This window comes from Dokdonia sp. Asnod1-B02 (genome assembly GCF_045063955.1).
Taxonomy (GTDB): Bacteria; Bacteroidota; Bacteroidia; order Flavobacteriales; family Flavobacteriaceae; genus Dokdonia.
Genome location: NZ_JBEFNW010000002.1, coordinates 536,727 through 558,687, shown reverse-complemented (window position 1 = coordinate 558,687; position 21,961 = coordinate 536,727). Strand labels below are relative to the sequence as shown.

Annotated in this window: 21 protein-coding genes; 9 read left to right on the top strand and 12 right to left on the bottom strand. The window is 38.4% G+C overall.

Annotation, left to right across the window (positions count from 1 at the left end; genetic code table 11):
* Nucleotide 1 precedes the first annotated feature (1 nt).
* A complete protein-coding gene (locus ACJJVU_RS02565; RefSeq protein WP_298323679.1) occupies nt 2-628 on the top strand; it encodes a carbonic anhydrase family protein in 627 nt (208 codons plus the stop codon).
* 131 nt (nt 629-759) lie between these two features.
* Nucleotides 760-2,637: a SulP family inorganic anion transporter gene (locus tag ACJJVU_RS02560; RefSeq protein ID WP_405221962.1), complete on the top strand. Its 1,878-nt coding sequence runs from the start codon at nt 760-762 to the stop codon at nt 2,635-2,637.
* Between the two features lie 54 nt (nt 2,638-2,691).
* Here the strand turns inward: ACJJVU_RS02560 and ACJJVU_RS02555 are convergent, their stop codons facing one another.
* Nucleotides 2,692-3,246, bottom strand: coding sequence for a CvpA family protein (locus ACJJVU_RS02555; protein ID WP_298323675.1), 555 nt, complete (start codon nt 3,244-3,246; stop codon nt 2,692-2,694).
* A 142-nt stretch (nt 3,247-3,388) separates the two neighbouring features.
* Here ACJJVU_RS02555 and ACJJVU_RS02550 point away from each other — a divergent pair, with 142 nt between their 5' ends.
* The 4 genes from ACJJVU_RS02550 (at nt 3,389) to ACJJVU_RS02535 (ending at nt 6,281) form a co-directional block, all read left to right on the top strand.
* A complete protein-coding gene (locus ACJJVU_RS02550; RefSeq protein WP_013750813.1) occupies nt 3,389-3,751 on the top strand; it encodes a hypothetical protein in 363 nt (120 codons plus the stop codon).
* A 101-nt stretch (nt 3,752-3,852) separates the two neighbouring features.
* Nucleotides 3,853-4,623: a hypothetical protein gene (locus ACJJVU_RS02545; protein ID WP_405221958.1), complete on the top strand. Its 771-nt coding sequence runs from the start codon at nt 3,853-3,855 to the stop codon at nt 4,621-4,623.
* A 159-nt stretch (nt 4,624-4,782) separates the two neighbouring features.
* Nucleotides 4,783-5,799, top strand: a complete 1,017-nt coding sequence (gene pheS / locus ACJJVU_RS02540; RefSeq protein WP_405221955.1) for a phenylalanine--tRNA ligase subunit alpha — start codon at nt 4,783-4,785, stop codon at nt 5,797-5,799.
* 86 nt (nt 5,800-5,885) lie between these two features.
* Nucleotides 5,886-6,281 (top strand): hypothetical protein, encoded by a 396-nt coding sequence (locus ACJJVU_RS02535; RefSeq protein ID WP_405221952.1) that lies wholly within the window; start codon nt 5,886-5,888, stop codon nt 6,279-6,281.
* A 74-nt stretch (nt 6,282-6,355) separates the two neighbouring features.
* On the opposite strand, the gene ACJJVU_RS02530 is transcribed toward ACJJVU_RS02535, so the two are convergent.
* The 8 genes from ACJJVU_RS02530 to ACJJVU_RS02495 form a co-directional block, all read right to left on the bottom strand.
* Nucleotides 6,356-7,357, bottom strand: coding sequence for an NAD(P)H-dependent glycerol-3-phosphate dehydrogenase (locus tag ACJJVU_RS02530; RefSeq protein ID WP_041295648.1), 1,002 nt, complete (start codon nt 7,355-7,357; stop codon nt 6,356-6,358).
* A gap of 27 nt (nt 7,358-7,384) precedes the next feature.
* Nucleotides 7,385-9,553, bottom strand: coding sequence for a prolyl oligopeptidase family protein (locus ACJJVU_RS02525; protein ID WP_405221949.1), 2,169 nt, complete (start codon nt 9,551-9,553; stop codon nt 7,385-7,387).
* A 109-nt stretch (nt 9,554-9,662) separates the two neighbouring features.
* Nucleotides 9,663-10,040, bottom strand: a complete 378-nt coding sequence (locus tag ACJJVU_RS02520; RefSeq protein ID WP_298323664.1) for a DoxX family membrane protein — start codon at nt 10,038-10,040, stop codon at nt 9,663-9,665.
* A 58-nt stretch (nt 10,041-10,098) separates the two neighbouring features.
* Nucleotides 10,099-10,731, bottom strand: coding sequence for a CatA-like O-acetyltransferase (locus tag ACJJVU_RS02515; protein WP_405221946.1), 633 nt, complete (start codon nt 10,729-10,731; stop codon nt 10,099-10,101).
* A 90-nt stretch (nt 10,732-10,821) separates the two neighbouring features.
* Nucleotides 10,822-11,811 carry an aspartate-semialdehyde dehydrogenase gene (locus ACJJVU_RS02510; RefSeq protein WP_405221943.1) on the bottom strand — a complete coding sequence of 330 codons (990 nt, stop codon included), beginning with the start codon at nt 11,809-11,811 and terminating at the stop codon, nt 10,822-10,824.
* A gap of 230 nt (nt 11,812-12,041) precedes the next feature.
* On the bottom strand, nt 12,042-12,446 hold the full coding sequence (gene mscL / locus ACJJVU_RS02505) for a large conductance mechanosensitive channel protein MscL (protein WP_298323659.1): 405 nt from the start codon (nt 12,444-12,446) through the stop codon (nt 12,042-12,044).
* 83 nt (nt 12,447-12,529) lie between these two features.
* Nucleotides 12,530-13,627 carry an alanine racemase gene (alr, locus tag ACJJVU_RS02500; RefSeq protein ID WP_405221939.1) on the bottom strand — a complete coding sequence of 366 codons (1,098 nt, stop codon included), beginning with the start codon at nt 13,625-13,627 and terminating at the stop codon, nt 12,530-12,532.
* Nucleotides 13,627-14,286: a thymidine kinase gene (locus ACJJVU_RS02495; RefSeq protein WP_298323655.1), complete on the bottom strand. Its 660-nt coding sequence runs from the start codon at nt 14,284-14,286 to the stop codon at nt 13,627-13,629. The genes alr and ACJJVU_RS02495 overlap by 1 nt, the downstream gene beginning before the upstream one ends.
* 113 nt (nt 14,287-14,399) lie before the next feature.
* Here ACJJVU_RS02495 and ACJJVU_RS02490 point away from each other — a divergent pair, with 113 nt between their 5' ends.
* From ACJJVU_RS02490 to rsmI, 3 genes are all read left to right on the top strand, one after another.
* On the top strand, nt 14,400-15,248 hold the full coding sequence (locus ACJJVU_RS02490; protein ID WP_405221936.1) for a hypothetical protein: 849 nt from the start codon (nt 14,400-14,402) through the stop codon (nt 15,246-15,248).
* Nucleotides 15,249-15,392: 144 nt separating this feature from the next.
* Entirely contained in the window at nt 15,393-15,755 is a 363-nt protein-coding gene (locus ACJJVU_RS02485; protein ID WP_405221933.1) for a DoxX family protein, read from the top strand.
* A gap of 41 nt (nt 15,756-15,796) precedes the next feature.
* Nucleotides 15,797-16,471, top strand: a complete 675-nt coding sequence (rsmI, locus tag ACJJVU_RS02480; RefSeq protein WP_013750800.1) for a 16S rRNA (cytidine(1402)-2'-O)-methyltransferase — start codon at nt 15,797-15,799, stop codon at nt 16,469-16,471.
* Between the two features lie 50 nt (nt 16,472-16,521).
* On the opposite strand, the gene ACJJVU_RS02475 is transcribed toward rsmI, so the two are convergent.
* From ACJJVU_RS02475 to ACJJVU_RS02465, 3 genes are read right to left on the bottom strand one after another with little or no spacing between them, the layout of a single operon-like run.
* A complete protein-coding gene (locus ACJJVU_RS02475; protein WP_405221930.1) occupies nt 16,522-18,933 on the bottom strand; it encodes a TonB-dependent receptor plug domain-containing protein in 2,412 nt (803 codons plus the stop codon).
* A gap of 1 nt (nt 18,934) precedes the next feature.
* Nucleotides 18,935-19,654 carry a DNA repair protein RecO gene (gene recO / locus ACJJVU_RS02470; protein ID WP_405221927.1) on the bottom strand — a complete coding sequence of 240 codons (720 nt, stop codon included), beginning with the start codon at nt 19,652-19,654 and terminating at the stop codon, nt 18,935-18,937.
* Nucleotides 19,654-21,933: a two-component regulator propeller domain-containing protein gene (locus tag ACJJVU_RS02465; RefSeq protein WP_405221924.1), complete on the bottom strand. Its 2,280-nt coding sequence runs from the start codon at nt 21,931-21,933 to the stop codon at nt 19,654-19,656. The genes recO and ACJJVU_RS02465 overlap by 1 nt, the downstream gene beginning before the upstream one ends.
* Nucleotides 21,934-21,961 lie beyond the last annotated feature (28 nt).

The following is a 21,961-nucleotide window of genomic DNA, read 5'->3' as shown; positions in this document are numbered from 1 at the left end:
TATGAAAGCACATACTAAAATTTCACAAGCAAAAATGACTCCTGATACTGCATTAGAATTCTTGCAAGAAGGGAATCAGCGTTTTTTGCAAAATTTAAAAGCTAATCGTAATCTACTTGAACAAGTAAATGACACCTCTGACGGGCAGTATCCTTTTGCAACAATCTTAAGTTGTATAGATTCTAGAGTATCTGCAGAGCTTGTGTTTGATCAAGGGCTAGGAGATGTTTTTAGCGTGCGTATCGCAGGAAACTTCATTAATGAAGATATCTTAGGAAGTATGGAGTTTGCTTGTAAAGTAGCAGGAACTAAACTTCTTGTAGTATTAGGACACACAAGCTGTGGAGCTATTAAAGGAGCCTGTGATCACGTGAGATTAGGTAATCTTACTGCTCTTATCAATAAAATAGAGCCAGCCGTAGCAGCTGTAAAAGAGCCTAAAGATGAGGCTTTAAGAACTTCGGCAAATTTAGATTTTGTTGATGAAGTATCTCGTGAAAATGTAAAAATCGCCATCGACAATATTAGATCAAGAAGTGTTGTTTTAAATGACATGGAGAAAGATGGTGAAATCAAAATTGTAGGCGCTATGTACGATATTACTGATGGAAGAGTAACTTTCATGTAGTAAAAACGCTTTCGCGAAAGCATACGCTTGATACAAACAAAAATGTTAAATTAGTAGGGTGGTTCCGTTAAGAAGCCACCCTATTTTTATGCGATGAATTAACTTTCTATTTTGACACCAACCTAACCATTATGAAAAACTTCTTTAAACACCTTAAAGGCGATGCCTTTGGAGGAATTACAGCAGGTATTGTAGCCTTACCACTCGCACTAGCCTTTGGTGTATCTTCTGGTCTAGGTCCAAGTGCCGGATTATACGGTGCTATTTTTATTGCTTTTTTTGCTGCGCTGTTTGGAGGTACTCCTACTCAAATCTCTGGACCTACAGCTCCTATGACGTCAGTAAGCATGGTGGTTATTGCAGGTATTATTGCAACTTTTGATGGTGATGTTGAGAAGGCATTACCCGCTATACTTACGGTCTTTTTACTAGCGGGACTATTTCAGATAGTACTAGGAGTAATGGGTATAGGTAAATACATCAAGTACATTCCCTACCCTGTTGTATCCGGTTTTATGACCGCCATAGGTATTATGATTCTTATCACACAGCTCTTGCCTGCAGTAGGTTATTACCCTAATCAAGATGAGAGTTATGTAGATAGTTTTAAGCCAGAAGCGCAAGAGATTGTGCTCAATAAAATTTTAGAGAATGAAGCAGGAAAAGGTCTCCTAGTTTTGGAAAATTTTGAAGAAACTATACGCAAAGCAAAACTCACAGACGATACAGATGTATACAAAGAAGCGATTACGCTTGCAAAGGCATCCTCTTCTGGAGTGGTGGGCACCTTTAAAGTGATGGGACGTGCCTTGCAAAACATAAACTGGATAGAGCTTGCCCTCGCACTTGCTACTATCTTTATTATTTATGGTTTTAAACGTATCACAACCGTCGTGCCTAGTACACTTGTTGCACTGCTTGTCGTGTCTGGAGTTGCATACGTCGCTCCCTTTGAATACAGAGCAATTCAAGAAATTCCGAGCGGATTTCCAGTGCCTAAGCTTTCTATTATTACAGACTTTAAGTTTAGCATCATATCACCATATATACTCACGGCACTGTCGCTTTCGTTTTTGGGAGCAATAGATTCGCTGCTTACATCTGTTGTGGCAGATAATATGACGAAAACTAGACATAAACCTAATAAGGAACTTATAGGTCAAGGTATAGGTAATACGATTGCTTCCTTCTTTGGCGGGATTCCTGGAGCGGGAGCCACAATAAGAACGGTAGTCAATATCAACTCGGGTGGTAGGACTAAACTATCAGGTATGATTGCTGGCGTCTTGTTACTATTTATTTTACTCGCTTTAGGTCCTATCGCTTCACAAATACCCGCAGCTGTACTTGCTGGAATCTTAATTACAGTTGGTCTCGGCGTTATGGATTACAAAGGTTTAAAAGCAATCCCTAATCTTCCTAAAGACATAAAACTTGGTCCTATCAAACTAAGTTCTGAAGTTATTATAATGCTTGTGGTACTCGTGCTATCTGTAGTGTGGGACCTAGTGGCAGCAGTAGGAATTGGGCTTGTGCTATCGTGCCTTATGTTTATGAAAAAAATGGGTGACTTTACCGCTAGACAGTCTAAAGTTTTTGACCTACGCGCCGCAGAGAAGAATAAAGTTTTATGGAGTGATGAACTTATTTTTCCAGATCACCTTAAAGAGGAAGTATTTATAAAGCACCTTCGTGGTCCGTTATTTTTTGGGTATACGAGTGACTTCTCTGCACTAACTAAGCAGATACCTGCTACTGCGTCAGATGTTATTTTGCGTATGGGCCGTGTACCTTATGTAGACCAGTCTGGTGTATATGCTATAGAGGACACTATTCTCCAACTTAACCAAGGCGGAATTAATGTGCATATTGTAGGCTTAAGGAAACAGCCTAAATATATGCTAGAACGCATTAAAATTATCCCTGAGTTAATACCAGAAACTGAGGTTTACGATACTTTTGAAGCATGTATCAACTCCCTTAACAAGCAAGTAAAAGATAGATATTAAATAGATGGTGTAGGGTGTAATTACGCTTTCGCGAAAGCGTAACCATCTACATTTTTAAATATTAGAAGAGTCGCCTGTTTCAGTCGGCTCTTCTTCTTTATTGGGGTTGTAGATATCTTCATCCTTTGCTTTTTTGAGAATAGAAGGAAGAAGTGCAGGTGCCAAAGGTTGAATGATGGGATATAACACCGATTGCTCTTTTTTATCATCACCTATAAATGATATCTGACGGTCTGCGGCATCTATAAACATGAGTACTACGCTAATTAAGAAACCAAATTTAAGTACTGCAAAGGCTGCTCCTACTATCTTGTTTACAATACCAAGCATTGCGAAATTTGCCACTTTGGTAAGTAATTTTCCTGCAAGAGAGACCACAAGTACAATAATGATAAAAGTCGCCGCAAAGGCTGTGAGGTTTATGATTTGCTCGCTCCATGCTGTTTTTTCTACAAGCCAGTCCCCTACGTAATGTGAAAAGTGGATTGCTCCGTAAATTCCAGCAACAAGCCCTACAAGAGATGCTAGCTCTACAAATAATCCCTTGCGCAATCCTTGAATAGCGCCTAGTATTAAAATAATACCAAAAATGATGTCAATAGTGTTCATGCGCTAAAGATAGTAATTTCAGTTAATGGTGGTATTTTTGCAGCTTAAAATTGGTATAGATGCTATTTTATGGCATTACCCAAAAGCTTTCATCTAAGGAAGCTTAACCGCGTGAAGAAATTCACGTACAGAAGAGAAATATATGGCTAGAGACGAACAACTCAAAGAACGATATGCGGCGGTAGTTGACAAACTATCTACCCGTTTTGCAGATGGTGATAAAGGCGCTATGGATTTAGATAGCATTATCTACCTCATAGGTATACAAGAATTAGGACAGCTGGATAAAACTTTTAAAAAAGACGAGAAAATGAACTTGATGCATATTGCCATCTGTCGTTTACTTGAACCTTTTGGGTATTATCAGTATGATTATGACGATCCTGAAGGATGGCCTCACTATAAAGTGCTAGAAGCACTGCCACCACTTAAGGCTGGCGAGCAACAAATACTCATGAAAGATGCGATTGTGCAATACTTTCTTGAAAAAGGCTTAATCTCTTAAATAATGAGTATCCTGACAATTAAAAAAAAATGATTCTCAAAATATTGAATCTAAAATAAAATTCTTAAATTACTCAATACTAATCATTTAATATATTATTCATGTATAATTATCGAGTATTTTTTGCAATAATATTCTTCTTTTTAAGTCTTTTCAAGGTAAATGGACAGAATTCAAATACTGTATTCAGAGCCCCACTAATACCACTTCCAGGTTCTGAATATCTCTTAACTTCCACTCGGGACAATTGGACTGATTTCACTCAAAGTCAAGCTTTAAAACAATATCAAGCCAAAGTAGACATTAACCCATCCAGTCTTAAAGGATCACCTTATGCTAGTAGTAGTTTTAAAAATGGTACCATAATAGATTATGTGGCGAACGTTTATGACGATGTAAATTTAAGATATAACATTTATAATGATGTTTTCGAGGTTAGAAATTATCAAGGAAAAAAAGATACAGTTCTTGTTGCACGAGCTGAAAGCATTGGGATTAAATATAACGGCAGTGAATATAATTATAAAAAGTATTTGAATCGTAAAGGAAAATCCGAGGGTGGATATTTAAGAAATGTTGGATTTATTAATGGGAAAAAAGTTTATTTACGCACATTTCAAAAACTAAGACTTCCTAAAAAAGCCAAAACTACATTAGAAAAAGATGTTCAAGGTGCAATTCGCAATTATCATCTCCTTGTAATTGAATCAGAAAATGGTTCTCGTAAAGCTGAAAATTTAAATAAGCGTCAAGTTTTAAAGTTGGTTTCAAAAGAAGATCGAAATAAGGCAGAAAAAATTATTGACGATAAAGCATTGAAATTTAAAAATCAAGAAGAGCTCATAACTTTGATAACAGCAATTCAAAGTTAACAGGGTTTTACAAATCTAGTCCTACAATCTAACATTTATTAATTTTATAACTTCAATACAAATTTATATTTTTCGAAAATATAGAGGCATTGAAAATAGTGTTTAAAATTTTTTTTAGTGTTAATTTTGTTCTCTTGTAAAAGGGTTAAAAGAGCACTTATGTTAGATAAAATCAAAGATCACATTGAAAAGGTTAAATCCTTTAAAGCAGAAACTTTAGACGAGGTGGAAGCTTTTAGAATAAAATACTCTGGAAAGAAAGGACTTGTGAATGATTTTATGGCAGACTTCCGTAATGTGCCTAATGAGATGAAGCGCGAGTATGGACAAGTAATTAATACACTTAAAGCAAGTGCCCTTGAAAAGGTAAACGAGCTTAAAGAAAAACTAGAAGGAGCAGAAGAGGCTACGGCTACTGGTGATTTATCACGCCCAGGTGAACCTATTGAAATAGGAGCACGCCACCCTATCTCTATTGTAAAAAATCAAATTATTGATATTTTTTCTCGCATAGGTTTCAACGTTTCTGAAGGTCCAGAAATAGAAGATGACTGGCATAACTTTACTGCCTTAAACCTTCCAGAATATCACCCAGCTCGTGATATGCAGGATACATTTTTTATACAAACAGATCCAGACGTATTACTACGTACTCACACCTCATCTGTACAGGTGAGATATATGGAAAATAACAAGCCACCTATACGTACGATCTCTCCAGGTCGTGTATATCGTAATGAGGCTATAAGCGGTCGTTCACACTGTTTCTTCCACCAAGTAGAAGGATTGTACATAGACAAAGACGTCTCTTTTGCAGATCTTAAACAGACGCTGCAACACTTTACTACAGAAATGTTTGGCAAAAGTAAGATACGCTTACGTCCATCATACTTCCCATTTACAGAGCCTAGTGCTGAAGTGGATGTGTACTGGGGTCTTGAGACGGAGACAGATTATAAAATGACCAAAGGAACTGGATGGCTCGAGATTATGGGCTGTGGTATGGTAGATCCTAATGTCCTTGAAAATTGCGGTATTGACTCAAAAGAGTACAGTGGTTTTGCATTTGGGATGGGAATAGATCGTATTGCATTATTATTACACCAAATCTCAGACATTAGAATGCTTAGTGAGAACGATGCTCGTTTCTTAGAGCAATTCAAATCTGCTTTTTAGAGTCACACTGTCCCCTCGAGCGCAGTCGAGAGGTAAATTATTCCTTAATTAAATAGGTCACTACTGCGTCTGACCAGATTATAAATATGCGTAAAGACATTATCATACCAGAAGTTAAAAACGTCTACGTAGCTGCTGTAAAAGAGCTACACGAGGAGTTTAAAACAGAAGATTGGAATGCCTACATCGTAAACGATAATCTTGAGCCTTTAGAAATGGTACTTCTTACCGTGCAAGGCTATAATGAGAAGCAAATGACTACGCACATGCGTCACACAATCAAGCTACTTCCTGCTAAGGGATTTGCTAAGATTGAATTCATGCAAGAGGACATCTTTACACTAGACAACTTCTACTCTGTTACTTATTTTCTAGACAACCAGATGTATGAAAGACGCTTTGAGTTTCCGGCAAACTCAATCCAAGAAGACAATACAGTTAAAGTACCTGTAATGGGTAAAGATGGCGTACTAGCGGTGTAACTTTTTACGCTTTCGCGAAAGCGTAATCAAAAATATATTTCAATAAAAAAAGCACCCTTAATGGATGCTTTTTTTTAGTTAAGCTTTTCAGTGAGTTTACTAAATACCTTCTTAGGATCTTTGCCCTTATAAAGAATACTGTGTACCGCCTCTATAATAGGCACACGTGCTTTCTTATCGCGTGATTCGTTGAGTTCTAGAGCGCTTTTTGCAGCATAGTAACCTTCGGCTACCATAGACATTTCCATCTGTGCGCTTTTTACCGTGTAGCCCTTTCCTATCATGTTACCAAACATTCTATTTCTACTAAAAACAGAATAACCCGTCACCAGTAAATCTCCTAAATAAGCAGACCCATTAATGTCACGCTTCATCTTATGAGCACGCTTTACATAGCGTTTTATCTCACGTATGGCATTACTCATCAATAACGCCTGGAAGTTATCTCCATAGCCTAAACCATGTGCAATACCTGCTGCAATGGCATAGATATTTTTGAGTGTTGCCGCATATTCGATACCTATAATATCGTCACTCGTGGTACATTTTATATAATCACTTGATAAATGCTTTGCAATAACTTTTGCATTTTCCTTTTCGGCACATGCAATCGTAAGGTATGAAAGTCGCTCTAGCGCAACCTCTTCTGCATGACAAGGTCCCGCTATAACCGCTATATCCTCAATAGCAACATTGTGCTCTTCATTAAAATGAGAGCCAACGAGTTTACCACTCTCAGGCATAATCCCTTTTATGGCAGAGACTATGACTTTATCTTTTAGTGACACCGTAAGATTCTTAAGCTCACCTCCTATAAAAGCAGAGGGAACGGCAAAAATCACATAATCTGAGTATGCTACAATCTCATTAATATCATTGCTCAACATAAGCTGCTCTGGCTTAAACTCGACAGAACTTAAATAACTAGGGTTATGCTGCTCACGCTTTATATGTTCTAAAGCATAGCTGCTACGCATGTACCAACCTACGGTGTCAAGATTCTCACAGAGCATCTTTACAATCGCTGTTGCCCAGCTACCTCCTCCTATTACGCCAAATGTGGGTTTGCTCATCATCAATCTGTTTAATTCTAATTATGCTACTTACTTCTTCATCACGTTGCCTACCTTTTCTGGTAGTACCTCGTAGCCCATATTGTATAATGTGAAGCCAAAGATATCTGCATACTGCTCTATGGTTTTTGCTACCGGCGTACCAGCACCGTGACCAGCGTCTGTCTCAATACGTATAAGTACTGGGGCATCTCCTGCTTGTTTTTCTTGAAGCTCTGCAGCAAACTTAAATGAATGCGCTGGTACTACGCGATCATCATGATCTCCCGTAGTTACCATAGTTGCTGGATATGATGTTCCGGCTTTTACGTTATGAACTGGCGAGTATCCTTTAAGATAGTCAAACATCTCTTTGCTATCTTCTGCAGTACCATAATCATAAGCCCATCCCGCACCTGCTGTAAAGGTGTGGTAACGCAACATATCCATTACTCCTACCGCTGGTAATGCTACCTGCATAAGATCTGGACGTTGTGTCATTGTTGCTCCTACAAGTAAACCTCCGTTAGAACCACCGCGTATTGCTAAGTATTCTTTTGAGGTATATTTATTATCTATTAGATACTCTGCTGCTGCGATAAAATCATCAAAAACGTTTTGCTTTTGCATTTTAGTTCCTGCATCATGCCATTTTTTACCATATTCACCACCACCTCTTAAATTAGGCACTGCATATACTCCTCCTTGCTCCATCCACACTGCATTTGCAATGCTAAAGCTAGGTGTAAGGCTTATATTAAACCCTCCATAAGCATAAAGGATAGTAGGGTTCTTGCCATTAAGCTCTGTTCCCTTTTTATAAGTGATAATCATCGGTACTTTAGTACCGTCCTTTGAGCTATAAAACACTTGCTTGCTCTCATAAGCTTCCGGATTAAAATCGATGTCTGGTTTGATAAACAGCTCAGAAGTTCCAGATGCGATGTCATATTTATAAATACTACCTGGCGTCTTATAATTTGAGAAGCTAAAGTATAGCTCCTTCTCATCTTTCTCTGCTCCAAAACCTCCTACAGTACCTACTCCCGGAAGTTCTACATCACGTACAAGCTTACCGTCATAATCATACTGCTTTACTTTTGATACCGCATCCACCATGTAACTCGCAAAAAAAGAACCTCCTCCCGTACTTGGACTTAATACGTTTTCTGTTTCTGGTATAAAATCTACCCAGTTTTCTGGAGTAGGGTTTGATGCATCTACTGTTACAACACGCATATTAGGCGCATCAAGATTAGTCGCTATAAATAGTTTACTACCTATATTTTCCATCACATAACTATCAGATTCTTCGTGATCTAATACAGTTACAAAATCACTAGCTGGCTTTGTAAGGTCTTTCATGAACATCTTTCCTCCAGAAGTCGAGTTGCGCGCACTTACTAGCAAATAGCGGTTATCCTCTGTAACTCCACCACCTACATATCTATGCTTCTCTGCTGCTGTACCGCCAAAGATGAGCTTATCTGTAGCCTGTGCAGTACCCAACTTATGATAGTACAATTTATGCTGATCCGTCTTTGCCGATAATTCGCTGCCCTTGGGCTTATCATAACTAGAGTAGTAAAAACCTTCATTTTTATACCAAGACATTCCAGAGAATTTTACATCAACCAGCGTGTCTTCTATAATTTCTTTTTTCTCTGTATCCATTACAAGAATCTTACGCCAGTCACTTCCTCCTTCAGAAATAGCGTAGGCAAGTATAGAACCATCTTCAGAGAAGCTTGCTCCTCCTAAAGAGATAGTACCATCTTCGGCAAAGGTATTTGGGTCTAAAAATACAGAAGCAGTACTTGGATCTTCACCCGTTTTGTAACGATAAATAACGTACTGATTTTGAAGTCCGTCGTTTTTATAGAAGTACGTATAATCACCTTCCTTAAATGGCGAACCTACTTTTTCATAATTCCACAAGGTGGATAAGCGCTCTTTGAGCTCTTCACGAAAAGGGATATTCTTTAAGTAATCTTGCGTGGTATTATTCTCACGCACAACCCAATCCATCGTTTCCTCACTACGATCATCCTCCAGCCATCTGTAAGGATCTTGTACTTCTGTGCCAAAATAGGTGTCTACAGTATCTACTTTTTTAGTTTCGGTATAGTTCACAGCAATAGTGTTTTTTGGTGTCGCGGGCGTATCATCACAGCTTATAATAGCAGTTGTAGCAAGAGCGAGAAGAATCAATTTTTTCATAATACGGGTTGTGTTTGATTGCGTATTCAAGATACGAGTTATTACGCTTTCGCGAAAGCATAAAAAAACCCACTCAAAAGAGCGGGTTAAATATAGTATTAAGCATTTTCTAAGAAAACAAATGTCTGTAATTATTCCAATTACGATATATAAAATACCCATTGAGAACTGCTACCAAAAGTGCAGGCATAATGTTAGGTGGGTCTAGTACTGCGTGGAAAAGAACAATATTTACAGAAATAGGAATTAATGCGAGTAACGCCACAGGAAAAATCTTCTTTGTTATAAAGAGAAGTCCTACAATCACTTCTAGTCCTCCTACTAACGGCCACATGTAACCACTATCTGTAAATGCTTGAAAAAGATTTGCTGCGCCTACATTATCTCCAAATTCAAAATCTGGCATAAACCAGAAAAATTTATTGAGTCCAAAGACAAGAAGCATTAAGCCTAGTCCTATGCGTATAATTGTGTTTACTAATTTCATAATGGTTGTTTTTAAATTACAACCTTAGACGATAGACAAAGCGCATAATTACAAAGACCTACTCTTTACCGTCTAGAAGTTGCTGAAACATGTCTTTATATCGAGATACATGTAAACCATCTATGAGACCATGATGCACGTACAATGCAACGGGCATTGTAAATGTGCCAGGTGATTTTTCTGTAATTTGCCCGTAAGAGATTTTAGGAACGCTATCCTTTGCCTTAAAGAGTCGTGAGTGCGTAATAGATGAAAAATCCATCCACGGTATTGCAGAGCAATGCATCACATCATCTGTATTAATAGGCGGAAAAAGGTCGTCTGTATTTTTGATGCGCTCAACCTCACTCTGCACAGACTTTGTAAAAACCGTTATATCTGCATCATATGGAATATAACTAAAACCAAAGGTTTCATTATCTCTCATGAGCGTTGCACTAGCGCTTATAGTATTTAGTAAAATCACCTCATTATCAGGTGTAATGCGATATTTAAAATTCTCAATAGCCATCGCAGCTTCTAGCGACTTATGGAGGTAGTAGATAAATAATGATACTCCTTGCTCTTTTGCTCGCTGCTTTGCGAGCGTCATATCTACTTGCCAAGTGATCCCGAAATAAGGCTCCTCAAATTGTGAGAAAAACTCAAAATGTGCACGGCGCTTCCAGGTAGAGATATTTATTTTATTCAAAGTAGTTGTGTTTTACACAAATATAAAAAGTCCCTCACGAGGAAGGACTTTTTATAGTATTAAATAAAGATATTCTTAATAGTGTAGGATTTACACTAAGCCATTAGCTACTAGATATTCTCCTATCTGTACCGCATTTGTTGCTGCTCCTTTACGTAAGTTGTCTGATACAATCCACATATTAAGCGTGTTCTCTTGAGAGTAATCACGGCGTATTCTACCTACAAAAACATCGTCCTTACCTTCTGCATAGATAGGCATAGGGTATGTATTTGTATCCGGATTATCTTGTACCGTTACTCCAGAAGTTTCATTAAGAACCTTACGAATATCCTTCTCTTCAAAAGGCGCACGCAGCTCTACATTTACAGATTCACTATGACCACCTACCACTGGAATACGCACTGCTGTTGCAGTTACCGCAATAGATCGATCATTTAAAATTTTCTGAGTTTCATTTACAAGCTTCAACTCCTCTTTAGTGTAACCGTTATCATCAAAAACGTCACAAGCCGGTATTGCATTACGATGTATAGGGTAAGGATAAGCCATTTCTCCCTTCTCACCAGTATATTCATTTTCTAATTGCTGTACCGCTTTCACTCCAGTACCTGTAATAGATTGATACGTAGAGATTACTAATCTTTTAATACCATAACCTCTATGTAATGGTGACATTGCAAGTACCATTTGTATCGTAGAGCAGTTAGGGTTTGCAATAATCTTATCTTCCTTAGTAAGAGAAGTTGCGTTAATTTCTGGAACAATAAGTTTCTTAGTAGGGTCCATTCTCCATGCAGAGCTGTTGTCTATCACGGTTGTTCCCACCTCTGCAAACTTAGGAGCAAACTCCTTAGATGTATCTCCTCCTGCCGAGAATATGGCAATATCAGGTCTAGCTGCAATTGCATCATCCATAGAGTGGATGGTATATTCCTTCTCTTTATATAATACCTTCTTACCTACAGATCGCTCTGAGGCTACGGGTATTAATTCCGTTATAGGGAAATTACGTTCTGCAAGAACTTTTAACATCACTTGGCCTACCATCCCGGTGGCTCCTACTACCGCTACTTTCATAGTATCGTTTTAAAGAGGTTGTTTTAAAAATGAGCTTCGCTTTCGCGAAAACTTTATAAAACGTCAAAGTTAGTACGCATTAACGATTTATAAGCCGTTGAAACCTTAAAAGTTAGTTAGATATATAACAATACGTCAAACTTTGTTTTAATTACATAAAAAAACCACCTTGTTAGATAAACAAGGTGGTTTAAGTTAGAATATAATAGTGTAGCGGTTGCTACGAGTAATTATTTCTTAAGAGAATCTCTGATTTCTTTTAATAAATCGATTTCAGATGGTCCTGGATCTGCTGCTACTTCTTCTACAACAGGCTTCTTAGTTTTGTTGTAAGCTTTTACAATCATGAAAAGTACAAAACCAACGATGATCAAGTTAATGATTGCATTAATCCAGTTTCCGTACATAATTGCATTTTCTGGAATAGATACTGCTCCGTCTACCATTACTGCTTCATCAAGAACTACTTTTAAATCTGAGAAGTTTACACCTCCAGCAAAGTGTCCTATAATAGGCATCATGATGTCTCCTACAAATCCTTTTACTACAAGTCCAATCGCTCCAGCAAGTATTACCGCTATTGCTAGGTCAATGACGTTACCCGTCATGATGAAATCCTTAAATTCTTTTAACATTGTTAAGTTTGTTTTTTAGGTTAATATGAATCGAAGGTAACTATTTTTCTCAAACCACTTAACAAAAGTTTAAGAAACACGCTTTATCGAAGAATGACACGTTTTACCCGTTGACCGATCGCTGTTAAGAGTTCGTATGAAATAGACTGCATCTCGCCTGCCAGTGTTTCGGCACTTGTAGTTTCTCCAAAAACCTCCACATCATCTCCCTCTTTACAAGCTATACCCGTGATATCGACCATTACCATATCCATACAAACGTTACCTACAATGGGTGCCTTTTGTCCAGCAATCATCACATAGCCTACCCCGTTTCCTAGCGATCTAGAGATCCCATCTGCATGACCTATAGGCAATGTAGCAGTAACAATTTCTTCGGTTGCTTTGTATGCTCTATTGTATCCTATACTCTGACCAGCCTTAATATGATGGATCTGTGAGATTACAGATTTTAATCTTGCTACTGGTTTTAAATTTTTTGTCTCCTCATTATTATTACCGTAACCGTACAGCCCTATTCCTATGCGCACACAGTCAAAATGGGCTCTATGATAGTTAATAACTCCAGAGGTATTAGTCATGTGCATGAATGGCACATAATCTAACGCTTGTAAAAGTTCCTTTGAGATGTTTGTAAACTGTAATATTTGATTTAATGTAAATTCTTCTTCGGCAGGATCTTCACTGGCGACAAGATGTGAGAAAAGAGACGCTACTTTTACACTCACATTTTCGCGCAAGCGGTCAAGAATCCATGATACGTCTGTATTTAAGAAGCCTAATCTATTGAGTCCTGTGTTAAACTTTAAATGAATAGGGTAATTTTCTTGGCCTTTTCCTTTTGCAAAAGCTGTAAATAACTCCATCATTCTAGCGCTATAGATACTAGGCTCCAAGCATCGCTCTATAAGCTCATCAAACGTATCTGGCTGCGGATGTAATACTAATATAGGTGTTGTTATGCCAGCATCTCTAAGCGCAACACCTTCTGAAACGTATGCCACAGCAAAATAATCTACTCCTAGCATTTCTAGTTCTTGAGCCACAGCTCCAGCATCACTCCCGTATCCAAAGGCCTTTACTACTGCCATCATCTTGACCGAAGGCGCTACCTTTTTTCTTAAATAAGAATAGTTATGACGTAAGGCAGCTAGATCTATTTCTAAGCGTGTTATTGCCATTAGTTAGGATCTTGAGGGGTTTGCCTTGCATTATTTGTTGTGATTTCTTCGGGAGTTTCTACATCCATCTTACGTAATCTGTCTCGTAACATAGCCTTGAAGTATGCAGCACGAGAGAGTGGTTCATACTCTTCTGTCTCTCCTAGCATCACGATATCCTCACTTTGAGCTTTTCTGTAACTATATTGAGCAAGGTTCCCTGTACGAGTACAAACTGCATGAACCTTAGTCACATACTCTGCCGTTGCCATTAAATTAGGCATAGGCCCAAAAGGATTTCCCTTAAAATCCATATCGAGACCAGCGACAATTACTCGTATACCGCGATTTGCAAGATCATTACAAACCTGCACAATCTCATCGTCAAAAAATTGCGCTTCATCAATCCCCACCACATCACAACCATCTGCAAGCATAGGTATGTTTGCAGCTGCGGGAACTGGTGTAGAGCGTATTTGATTTGAATCATGCGAGACCACCATTTCTTCATCATAGCGGGTGTCTACGGCAGGTTTAAAAATCTCAACTTTTTGTTTTGCAAACTGTGCGCGTTTGAGCCTGCGGATGAGTTCTTCTGTTTTACCAGAGAACATAGATCCACAAATGACTTCAATCCAGCCAAATTGCTCTTTATGATTTACTGTATTTTCGAGAAACATTTTGTACTTTTCTAGACCAAAACGGCAATAATTCCGTTTTATTAATCCCAATGATTAAGGCAGAGGTAAATGTATCAAAATTACGTTGAAACCGCTCCACATATCTCAAAGTTATGAAGAAAACTATAAAGGCAGAACTCGTAAGTATAGCTCATAAAATTCTACAACTACGCGACAATGCAGATTATAAACAACTGGCAGATACAACTAGAACACTGCATGAAAAGCTCACCGTTCTTGCCTATGCAGAACAGCTTGAAAATGCAGAAAAACCTACCTTGGGACTTAGAGAACTAGAGGAAGTAATGGTAAATGAGGAACTTGCGCCAGCAAGCAAACCATCACCCACTAATCTAGAAACTCAAACCACTACCACACCTTCTCCTACAAGAACGCCTGCCGAAATACTAGCAGACAATCAAGCTACATACGCCGAAGCAAAAGGAACAGATGATCACCACAGACCAGATGGCACTCAATACAATGATGACGATGAGCCTGTACATGAGCCTGTGATTGAAAAAATTAAAGATATGTGGCCAGAAATGACTCCTGAGGCTGCAGATATTGATAAGGTAATAGACGCAATCATACCACCTCAACCAGCAGTAGGAAAAGCAGATAGTTTTGAAATAGGAAATGAATATGGCCAAATGCCCATTTTTGAACCTAAAGAAATTACTAATGAAGAAGTAGTAGATGATAAGCCTAAGAACCTTAATGACCGTTTAAAAACTGGTTTAAAAATTGGACTTAACGACAAGCTCTCCTTCATAAAACATTTATTCGCTGGAAGCACCTCAGACTATAATAGAGTATTAAGCCAACTAGAAACCTTTGGCTCTGCAGCAGAAGCCAACACTTTTATCTCTCAGATGGTAAAACCTGATTATAATAACTGGGAAGGTAAAGAAGTACAAGAAACTCGCTTTCTAGAGATTGTGGAAGGAAGGTATTCTTAAAAAATTGACACTGCGCGTAAATAAGGTAGTTGACGACAGATTACAGTAAAAACATATTAAGTTTTGATTAAGCATTACGACAAATGCGCAAAAGTGCATCGTTCAACGCTACCTTTTCAATTCTAAAATCAAAACTAGCTTACCATGAAAGTACAACGTATTATTTACTGGATCACCACAATAGGCATTTGTGCTATCATGCTCTACTCTGCTCAAATGTATTTTAGAAATACAGAGATGGTTGAAGGTTTTTTTAAGGCTCTAAATCATCCTACATATGTTGTGATACCGCTAGCCGTATTAAAAATATGTGCAATCCTTATGTTATTATGGAGAGGGATTCCATGGCTTACGGAGTGGGCTTATGCTGGAATATTTTTTGACGTAGTACTCGCAGCTGCCGCACACTACAAGGCAGATCATGATATCACTTTGACGCTCGTTGCATTAGTATTACTTCTTGCTTCTTACTTTTTTGGGAAAGAGGTGAGACCTATGTATCGCTAGTTTTACAACTGCAAACTATCATTAATCACTAACTTTGCGGCATGTCAAAACTCTACTTAGTCCCTACACCTATTGGTAATCTTGAAGATATGACCTTCCGTGCTATTCGCATACTTAAGGAAGCAGATCTTATTCTAGCCGAAGACACTCGCACGAGTGGTAAGCTACTTAAGTATTACGAAATAGGCACGCAAATGATGAGTCACCACATGCACAATGAACACCAGACAGTGGATACCATTGTAAAGCGTATTCAAGCAGGTGAGGTAATTGCATGTATAAGTGACGCAGGAACTCCCGCCATCTCAGACCCTGGATTTTTACTCACTAGAGCTTGTGTAGAGGCAGGTATAGAAGTAGACTGCTTACCAGGTGCAACAGCATTTGTACCTGCACTTGTAAATAGCGGCTTCCCCAATGATAAATTTATTTTTGAAGGATTTCTTCCTGTAAAGAAAGGACGCCAAACTCGCTTTCTAGCACTTCAAGAAGAAACGCGCACGATGATTATTTATGAATCACCTCATAAGCTCATAAAAACACTAGGACACTTTATAGAGTATTTTGGTGCAGACCGTCCGGTTTCTGTCTCTCGAGAGATTACAAAATTACATGAGGAAACCGTGCGCGGGACTGCTACAGAAGTACTTGCCCATTATACAAACAAACCTCCTAAAGGTGAGATTGTAATTATAGTAGGAGGAAAAAGCAAGTAGTAAGCTCGTTGAATTATTGTTGTTTGGTACGCTTTCGCGAAAGCGTAACTTTAAAAATTATAAGTCGCCGCCAGTATTAGATTTCTTCCCGCAGCAGCTATTCCAGATGAATATGTACGGTATCGCTGGTCTGTGATATTATCAAGATTTGCTGTAAAAGACCAACTATCTGAAAGCACATAACGGCTACCTAAACTAAGTTCATACCAGCTAGGCGAGTAAGGGTTTCCATCACTATCAAGAGCATATAAATGATCATTACTTTGCTGACTAGGGGCAAGCTCATCAAAATCAAAAGAGCCACTATAAGCCACCGAAGCATCTAGCGTCCATTTATTACTAGTCCATATTAAATGGTTATTACCAAAAAGCGGCGCCACGTGCCTAAACGGAATGTAACTACCATCTTCATCTTGTTCTACACCACTCGTATAATTAAACTGCCCTGTAAGCTTTAAGGTTTTTGAAAGCTTTGCATCTGCACCTATTTCTATACCATAAACCTCAGCCTTAGAGGCATTCTGTATTGCTTGCACGTTACTTAACTCTCCTTGATAAGATATCTCTGTTACTCCATCAAGATCAAAATCACGACGTACTAACGCATTCTCCAGCAAGGTGTAATAACCATTTACATCCAGCCTTAGTGCGTTAGAAAAATTGAAGTTAAATCCTAGTTCGCCATTGTAAGCATACTCAGATTTAAGATTAGGATTAGGTACTACCACAGATCCTGGCTCGCTATCAAAAATCTTACCCACATCATCAATGTTAGGTGCTCTAAAAGCTGTTCCTAGATTTGCTTTGAGGCTTACTGCCTTAGAAATTTCATGAGTGATACCTATGCTTCCTGTAAGATTTCCAGTACTTAAATCTGCTTTATCAAAAGGCAGTGCAAAAAACTCATTATTATCAGAAAAATCGGCTGCAAGTAGTATGTGATTATATCGCAATCCAGATTGCAGGCGCGTCTTCTCTGTAAGTTCTAATTGTATGCTTCCATAAGCTGCTAGAGACTGCCATGTAGATCCATCTGGATAACGAGAAGCTTGATTACTGATAGTTCCCGTAGTGATATCTGTTACTTGACCATTAGACCCTACTTTATTATGTACATACTCTAGTCCATAAAAGACTTTATTACGCTTTGACTTCAGGTTTTTTGTAAAATCTAAGCCTACAGAAAAAGCATCTACATTCTCATCTGTTTCAAAAAAATCTGTTCCGCCAAAATCGCGATCATTTCTACTTTCCTTAGAGTTCTGGTACGTAATGGTTGCTCTTGCGCGATTGTAAAAACTACCATATCCTTCTTTATCAATCTGGAGGTTGGTCATAAACCATTGTTGCGGACCATAAAACCACTCTGCCGCCCTAAACTCTCCATCTCTTTTTCTCGTTAATCTATCATAACGATCATAATCTGATGTAGTGGCATAAATAAGACCTAGGTTAAAATCCCAAGTATCGTTAGGCCTAAAACGCACTTTTTGCATCAAGTTTAATGAGTTAAAAGCTGAGCCTTCTTGTATTAAAGGATCATCATTAACCACTGCAGTATCTACACCATCTATAATTTTTACAAAATCAGTACGTAAGTAATCATCTGGGCCATGCTTCCCTTGACGCTGGTCATCATAATCTGAGTAGCTTGCACTAGTAAGAAAAGACCAGTTGCGCTTCCCTATATTGATATCAAAATGTCCTGTTCTTTCATTATTTGCAGTGTTTACACGTGCGACAGCAGTACCAGTAACTAAGTGATTTTCTGTAAATGAAAGCTTGGGTTGTTTTGTATAAAAGTTCATTACTCCTCCCACGGCATCACTACCGTAAATCACAGATCCTGGGCCTAGTAGCACCTCTGTGCGGTCTATAGTAAATGGATCTATTGAGATTACATTCTGTACGTTTCCACCTCTAAAGATTGCGGTATTAAAACGAACGCCATCTAACGTGATGAGTAACCTATTTGTAGAGAATCCTCTTATTAAAGGACTACCTCCTCCCTGCTGACTTTTTTGAACAAATACAGAGCCACTTGCTTGTAGCAAATCTGCTGCTGTTTGTGGGTTTGCGCGCTGTATATCTTCAGAGGAGATCCCTACTATTTTTTGAGGAACATTCTTTCGGCTTTGTGCAAATTTGCTTGCAGAGAGCACAATTTCTGTAAGCTGATTATCCTTCTGCTTCAAGAAGATTCTGTTAGAAAGTGCTATGATCTGAGCTTTGCTGTATTGCGCGTCTTTATGTGCGACTTCTTGAAAATAAAGGGTTTCCGCTTTCGCGAAAGCGGTCACATCTGCTCGCCCATCAAAATCTGTGAGGGCACTTTTACTTTTATCTTTATTAAAAATAGCAACTCCTATTATAGGCTCACGCGTATCTACATCAAGCACAGTGATTTTTTGGGCTTGTACAGAGACAGCTACTAATAAGAGTAGGGTAAAAAGTATGCGCATTTTAGCTGAAAATTGAGTTGAGCACCGCTAGTGATCTAGGTTTTTTAAAACCGTGTAAATGTAACTCATAATACTGTAATAGCATGTTGAGAAAAGAGGTGCGCTGTTTTTGGTTTAGTTTGATAGAAACTAGTGCATCAAAATTTGTGCCCAAGAATAACTTTAACAACTCGATATCCTGCCCTGAACGACAGTAAATACTTGCTCCTACATTTTCAAACATTCCGTCCATCAAGTTAAAGTACTCATGCTGAACCTCTGAGTCATCAGGATAAAAACCTAAATAGCTGCTTAGCTTCAAAAGAAATAATAAATGAAAATTTGCAATCGTATTATTTAAATCTAGCCATAAGCTAGCGTTCACTATAAAATCAAAGAGAGGAACGTTTTCTTCTTCCTCTTGCACAGAAGATCTAAGTACATCTGCAATAAAAAAAACAATGGCACTTTTTGCCACTTCCGTATGTAAACTCGCGTAATGCGTGACCACTTTTGCCTCGCGTATACTTTCTAAAGTTCCCTTATCCTTATGATTTGCTTCAATCTCTAAATGCGTGAGCGGTTGGAACATGGCAACTCTAAGCTTACCCTTCTTTGATTTTAAAACTCCTCTAATAAGGTAAGATTTGAGTCCGCTACTTTTTGTAAATGCTTTTACAATGAGATCTGCCTCTCCATATTTGAGAGCAGAAAATACGATGGCTTCTGTTTTTACTAGCATTATCTAATGATCATGACTTTCTCAATAGTAGTTTCTTGCAACTCTTCTGGAGGTCCCGTAATAATAATGAGGTAGACTCCAGAGGCAACTTTATGTCGCCCAAAAGCAGTAGTATCCCACTCAATACTTCCTCCCGTGGTATTTTCTTCATAGACTAGATTACCCACTAAATCTGTAATCTTTACATTAGTATTTGCAGTAAGCCCTTCTATACGCACATTACCGTTAAATCCAGGCCTTACGGGGTTTGGGTACACAAGCACTTCTTCAAGATCTTCGGCTGGTGCGGTGGAAGAGCCATCAAAAGCTACCATTCCTCTTATAGTACCAAAGTACACACTACCAGTTTCTGGATCAATTGCTACAGATTGTACCGTGTTTGATGGCAGTGGTGAATTATCTGTAGTAAAATGAAAAATCGTTTCTTGACCATTAGGACTCACATAAAACACTCCTGAATCTGCAGTGGCAAGCCACTTATTATTTGCGCCATCTACGATAATGTCTGTCACTACCTGATCATTAAGTAGCTCTTGAGCAATGCCATCTTGTAATATTATGATAGCGTTTGCACTTACCTGAGGATTTTCAAATAATTGTGAAGGACCAAATAGCACTCGCAAACCTAATCTTGTGCCTACCCACAACGCTCCGTTTCTATCTACGGTTAGTGATCGTATATCATCTATAGGTAAGTTTCCAGCACCATCTTCGCCTGCTAGACGAGCAAACGTATTTGTACCTGGATTAAAAGCAATAACACCTCTTCTGTCTGTCCCCACAAAAATATTACCATCTGGGGTAATAGCAACAGCATCTAGGTTTGCATCTTCACCAGCAAGAATCTCTTCTGTATTAAATGGAGTAAACTGTCCGCTAGGAGAAACCCGTTGTAAGCCTAGTACAGAACGCGCATTAGTCACCCAGAAATTACCTTCTTTATCAAATGCTCCTCCATTTACTCTTACATCATTTGTCGTGGTAGCCACTGGTAAAAGCGGACTATTATTTTCATCATAGAGAATACTTGGAGTTTCATCTATAATTTCCACAAGTCCTCCATTAAAAGAGCTAGCATATAATCGGGATGGATCTTGATCATTAATGGCAATGTGCACAAAGTTGCTCGCCCCAAAGAAATCTTCCTGCGGAATAAAACTCCACCCATCTGCTTCAGTATAACGACTTATTCCTTGTCTTTTAAGTGGAAATGGATTGTATGAAACAGTATAATCACCAAAAACAGACCACACAGAACCTGCGCTTGCTGCTACGTCAAAATGTGCATTTTCTAACGGTCCATTAGGTAATAAACGGGTTATGTCTCCCGAAGTTGTGATATCAAAGAGAGCCACACCAGACCCTAGAGTACCTATATACACAGCACTATCTTCTACAAGTGCAGTGGCATATTTAGGGTTGAAATCTTCTATAGCCCCATAATTTTGAACTTGGGTACCATTTACATCATACAAAAACACACTAGAGTTGAGTGTGACTATAATATTCTCTGCGCTAGATCGCACATCTATAATGGAAGTTGGAAAATTTTGAAAAACAGAAAAATCTAATCCGTTAGATGAGAATAGAAGACCATTATCCTCTTGTAAGTAAAGGTTATTATCAAATTCTATAATCTTCTCAAAAGCGCCATTTCGAGTTGTCTCCCAGTTATTAAAGTCTATAAGGTTGTCGTTTGCTACTAGTGCCCTACGCAATCCGCCATCTAGGGTTGCGGCATAAATATATGGTTCTTGTACAGCAGTACTACCTATATCTAAAAGCCCTCCATTATTACCAATAAAATAGGAGTCATCAAACTCAAGTCTCTCTACATCATAAAGTGATACCCCAAAACCTGTAGCTATATAGACAAACCCGTTGTATTCTTCAAAGTGATTGATACGCTTGCGGTCTGGCGGAATGGCTGGTTTATTGAAAATATCTACAACCGTAAGTACATCAGAAGTATTACCTACAATTACATCTATCACTCCATTTTCATAACCCACGAAGAGCGTGTCAAAACTCTCACTATAATATATAGAAGAGATTAAATTACCAGAAAGACCATTTACCGTAGTTCGGTTTGTGGTAGTGCCGTCTAGTGTATTATAAATAAAAACAGCATTCTCAGATGCTACATACACCTTATCATTACCAGAGGTGATACCAACGGTTTGGTTATAAGAAAAATGTGCTGTCCAATCTTCAGAAAAATCTTGTGCCACCGCAATAGATGAAACCAAGAATACAATAAGAAGAAGACGTATGTTCACAGCAAGAAAATCTTATTTATTTAAAACG